This window comes from Marinobacter sp. (assembly GCF_035268745.1).
In the GTDB taxonomy this organism is placed as follows: Bacteria; Pseudomonadota; Gammaproteobacteria; order Pseudomonadales; family Oleiphilaceae; genus Marinobacter.
Map to the genome: position 1 here is coordinate 1 of NZ_DATFKH010000013.1, position 4,222 is coordinate 4,222.

3 protein-coding genes are annotated in these 4,222 nt (G+C 59.1%); all 3 read left to right on the forward strand.

All coding sequences use genetic code 11. The features are described 5' to 3' along the window. Window positions 1-55: 55 nt before the first annotated feature. The 3 genes from leuS to holA are packed head-to-tail and all read left to right on the forward strand — an operon-like array spanning window position 56 to window position 4,201. Window positions 56-2,641, forward strand: a complete 2,586-nt coding sequence (gene leuS, locus VJ956_RS00940; protein WP_324080653.1) for a leucine--tRNA ligase — start codon at window positions 56-58, stop codon at window positions 2,639-2,641. Then, window positions 2,631-3,167: an LPS assembly lipoprotein LptE gene (gene lptE, locus VJ956_RS00945; RefSeq protein WP_324080649.1), complete on the forward strand. Its 537-nt coding sequence runs from the start codon at window positions 2,631-2,633 to the stop codon at window positions 3,165-3,167. Before leuS ends, lptE begins: the two co-directional genes overlap by 11 nt. Then, window positions 3,164-4,201 carry a DNA polymerase III subunit delta gene (gene holA / locus VJ956_RS00950; RefSeq protein WP_324080651.1) on the forward strand — a complete coding sequence of 346 codons (1,038 nt, stop codon included), beginning with the start codon at window positions 3,164-3,166 and terminating at the stop codon, window positions 4,199-4,201. Before lptE ends, holA begins: the two co-directional genes overlap by 4 nt. Window positions 4,202-4,222: the final 21 nt, after the last annotated feature.

The window sequence follows — 4,222 nt, forward strand, 5'->3', positions numbered from 1 at the left end:
TATCTGCCCTTTCGCACATTTACTTTGACACAGGGCAACTTTGGTAATGGCAGGAATGGATCAGCAGTATAATCCCGGCGATGTTGAGCGCACAGCCCAGAATTTCTGGGAGGAGAACAACACGTTTACGGTTAGGGAAGAGCCCGGCAAGCCCAAGTACTACTGTCTTTCCATGTTCCCCTACCCCAGTGGCAAGCTTCACATGGGGCATGTTCGCAATTACACCATTGGCGATGTGATTTCCCGTTACCAGCGTATGCAGGGCAAGAACGTGATGCAGCCCATGGGATGGGACGCATTCGGGCTGCCGGCAGAGAACGCCGCCATTGCCAACAGGACGGCGCCCGCCAGCTGGACCCAATCCAACATTGCCTACATGAAGAACCAGCTCAAGCAGTTGGGCTTCGGCTATGACTGGAACCGGGAGCTGGCCACCTGTAAACCCGACTATTACCGCTGGGAGCAATGGTTCTTCGCCCGCCTCTATGAGCAAGGCCTGGTCTACAAGAAGATGTCCACGGTTAACTGGGACCCGGTGGACCAGACCGTTCTGGCGAACGAGCAGGTGGTTGATGGCCGCGGCTGGCGGTCCGGCGCGCTGGTGGAACAGAAGAAAATTCCGCAGTGGTTTATCCGCATCACCGACTACGCCGAAGAACTGCTCAATGACCTGGACCAGCTTGAAGACTGGCCGGAACAGGTCAAGACCATGCAGCGCAACTGGATTGGCAAGTCCGTTGGCACCGAGCTGACTTTCCGGATGAAAGATGGTGACGAACCGCTGGAGGTCTATACCACCCGCCCGGATACCCTGATGGGTGTCACCTATATGGCGGTCTCGACCGAACACCCGATTGCCCGCAAGGCCGCGGAGCGCTATCCGGAAGTTGCCGCATTTGCCGATCAGTGCCGCAACAGCAAAACCGCTGAAGCAGACCTGGCGGTGATGGAAAAGAAAGGCATTGATACGGGTTACAAGGCCATTCATCCCCTGACCGACGAAGAGATTCCGGTTTACGTTGCCAACTTCGTACTGACGGATTACGGCACCGGTGCATTGATGGCCGTTCCGGGCCATGATGAGCGCGATCACGAATTTGCCGTCAGGTACCGGGTCGCCATCAAACAGGTGATCGCACCCAGTGATAACCGCACCATTGACGTCCAGGAACAGGCCTTCACTGAAAAAGGTGTGTTGGTGTCCTCCGGCAAATACACTGGCCTGACCAGCGAGGAAGCGTTTGACGCCATCGCCGATTACCTGGAAGAAAGCGGCATCGGCAGGCGCAAGGTTAATTACCGGCTTCGTGACTGGGGTGTCTCCCGCCAGCGTTACTGGGGGGCTCCCATCCCCATGATGACTATGGAAGATGGCACCGAGCGCCCGGTGCCGGACGGGCAGTTGCCCGTTATCCTGCCGGAAGATGTGGAAATGGACGGCGTGCAATCGCCCCTCAAGGCGGACCCGGAATGGGCGAAAACCAGCTTTGAAGGACAGCCCGCCACCCTGGAAACCGATACCTTCGACACTTTCATGGAGTCGTCCTGGTATTACGCCCGCTTCTGCAGCCCGAACTTCGACCAGGGGATGCTCGACCCGGCTGCGGCCAACTACTGGCTGCCGGTTGACCAGTACATCGGCGGCATCGAACACGCCATCCTGCACCTGCTGTACGCCCGCTTCTTCCACAAGCTGCTGCGGGATTTCGGACTGGTGGACAGCTCAGAGCCGTTTAACCGTCTGTTGTGCCAGGGCATGGTGCTGGCCGAGACCTATTACCGGAAAGATGATAATGGTGGCAAAACCTGGATATCACCGGCGGATGTGGTAACCGGACGTGATGAAAAAGGCCAGGTCATCAGTACCGTACATAAAGACGACGGCCAGCCGGTGATTGCCGGTGGCGTCACCAAGATGTCCAAATCGAAGAACAACGGCATCGACCCGCAGGCCATCATCGACGAACATGGCGCCGACACCGTTCGCCTGTTCATGATGTTTGCGGCGCCACCCGAGCAGTCCCTGGAATGGTCCGAAAGTGGGGTGGAAGGTGCCCATCGCTTCCTCAAGCGGCTCTGGCGAATGGTATCCGGGCACGTATCCGGGGGAGCTGCGCCAGCCCTGGATACCGGTGGTCTTACCGGCGATCAGAAGAATCTTCGTCGCAAGACCCATGAAACCATTACCAAGGTCAGTGATGACATAAGCCGCCGGCTGACATTCAACACTTCGATTGCTGCGGTGATGGAGCTGCTGAATGAAACCGCAAAACTGACCGGCAGTGAGCCCCAGAGCCACGCTGTGCGCCAGGAAGCACTGGATACGGCAGTGCTGCTGCTGGCGCCGATTGTGCCGCACATCTGCCATCAGCTCTGGCAGGCGCTGGGCCACCAGGAACCGGTGGTGGACGCGACCTGGCCGGAAGCCGACAGGGCTGCCATGGTCCGCAGTGAGATCCAGGTGGTGCTGCAGGTGAACGGCAAAGTAAGGGCCAAAGCCGATGTGCCCGCCGATATCGACAAGAGCAGCCTTGAAGCCCTGGCACTGGAAAACGAGAATGTAGTGCGTTTCACCGAGGGCAAAACCGTCCGCAAGGTCATCGTTGTGCCGGGCAAGCTGGTTAACGTGGTTGCTAACTGATATGCCCAGGGCCGCCATTCTGCTCTGCCTGTTCCTCGGCTTTGCGCTGGCAGGCTGCGGCTTTCAGCTTCGCGGTGGCTCCAGTGTGCCCGAAGCCGTTCAGCCTCTGGCCCTGAAATGTGGGCCAGAGGTTCCCCACCAGCTCTGCCGTGAGGTAGAACAACAGCTGGCCCGGGGCGGCGTCGAACTGACCGGTGAAACCGGCGCGACGGCCATTCTGCAGTTAGGCAATTTCCGTCAGGAAAGACGCGCAACGGCGGTCACGGCAAGGGCTGCCGCCGCTGAATATAGGCTCAGACAATCCGTAGAGCTGCAGCTGATTGCCGCCGATCAGACCCCGCTTATCGCGACTGAGCGAGTCAACAGTGCCATAACCTACCGCTACGATGAAACCAACGTGCTTGCCAAGCAACAGGAAGAGAAGACGCTTCAGAACCAGCTGTCCGGGAATCTGGCCCGGCAGGTGCTGTTCCGCCTTGCACCACTGAATCAGGCGCGACTGGATGCACTCGAGGCAGCACGGTGAAGATCCAGCCCCATCAGCTCGCCCAGCATCTGGAAAAGGGCCTGTTGCCGGTCTATCTGGTGTCAGGTGATGAAGCCCTGCTGGTTCAGGAGTCCTGTGACCAGATCCGCAAGGCGGCAAAAGACGCGGGTTATCAGGATCGCCTGAGCTTTCATGCCGACCCGCAATTTGACTGGAATCGCGTGGGTGAAGAGTTCAGCGCGCTCTCCCTTTTTTCCGAAAAGCGGCGCATTGAAATCCACCTGCCAGGCGGCAAACTTGGTGATGGTCGGGCCGTCATCGAAGGTTTCCTGCAGGACCCGCCCGAGGATATTGTCGTTGTTCTTATCAGCGCCCGGCTGGACGCCGCGGAAACCCGGCGCAAATGGTACAAGGAACTGCAGAAAACCGGACTCCACCTTCCGCTCTGGCCCATCGACGCGGAGAAATTTCCAGGCTGGCTGCAACAACGGGCCCGGCAACAGGGCCTTAACCTGACCCGTGGCGCGCTCAACCTGCTTGCCGAGCGTCTCGAGGGCAATCTTCTCGCCGCCAGTCAGGAACTGAACCGGCTGGCCCTGTTCTGTTCAGACAGTACCGTTGATGAAGACACCATTGAGCAGGCCGTGCAGGACAGTTCACGCTTTAACGGCTTTGAACTCGTCAGCGAGACTCTTGCCGGCAGGGCAACCCACGCGCGAAAAATTGCCGGCGCCCTTCAGCAGGAAGGTGAGAACCCTCTGGGCTTCCTGACGGTGCTTAACCGGGACCTCAACCTTGCCCTGGAACTGCGTATTGCCAGCGCGCGACAGGCCGGCGGTGAAAACAGCTCCGGGTTCCTGAAACAGCGCGGTGTCTTCCAGCCCCAGCGGGCGCGGGCGATTGAACAGGCAGCCAGGCGGCTGACACGGGCCCGGCTCAATTCGGCCTTTGAGCTTTGCAGTGCCGCAGACCGGGCCGCAAAAGGTTTCGACTCACTGTCGCCATGGCACCATATTCAGGACCTGATTACGCTGCTGGCGCAGCCGGATACCGGTATTCACAACAGCCCTTGAAAAGCCCCCCTGCCAGCCGCA